The organism is Aquitalea sp. ASV15, assembly GCF_016429115.1.
Classification (GTDB): Bacteria; Pseudomonadota; Gammaproteobacteria; order Burkholderiales; family Chromobacteriaceae; genus Aquitalea; species Aquitalea magnusonii.
The window spans coordinates 1-319 of sequence record NZ_JAELTZ010000173.1; the positions used below are offsets into that span (position 1 = coordinate 1).

At 73.7% G+C, this 319-nt stretch carries 1 protein-coding gene; it reads left to right on the forward strand.

Features of this window, described 5'->3' with window-relative positions; translation table 11 throughout:
- Positions 1 to 157: 157 nt before the first annotated feature.
- The coding region (locus JHD64_RS22545) for a sigma 54-interacting transcriptional regulator (RefSeq protein ID WP_370540996.1) at positions 158 to 319 on the forward strand (162 nt) is incomplete at its 3' end.

Below are 319 nucleotides of genomic sequence, written 5' to 3' on the forward strand. Positions count from 1 at the left end.
CCCCCCCCCCCCCCCCCCCCCCCCCCCCCCCCCCCCCCCCCCCCCCCCCCCCCCCCCCCCCCCCCCCCCCCCCCCCCCCCCCCCCCCCCCCCCCCCCCCCCCCCCCCCCCCCCCCCCCCTCTTTTCACGCAGAAGACGGCATACGAGATCCTTGTTAATGTCTCGTGGGCTCGGAGATGTGTATAAGAGACAGGGCTCCAACCGCGTGCTGCGCGCGGATATCCGCATCATTGCCGCCACCTCGGCCCGGCTGGAAGAAAAAGTCAGCGCCGGCAGCTTCCGCGCCGATCTCTACTACCGGCTGAATGTGCTGACCATC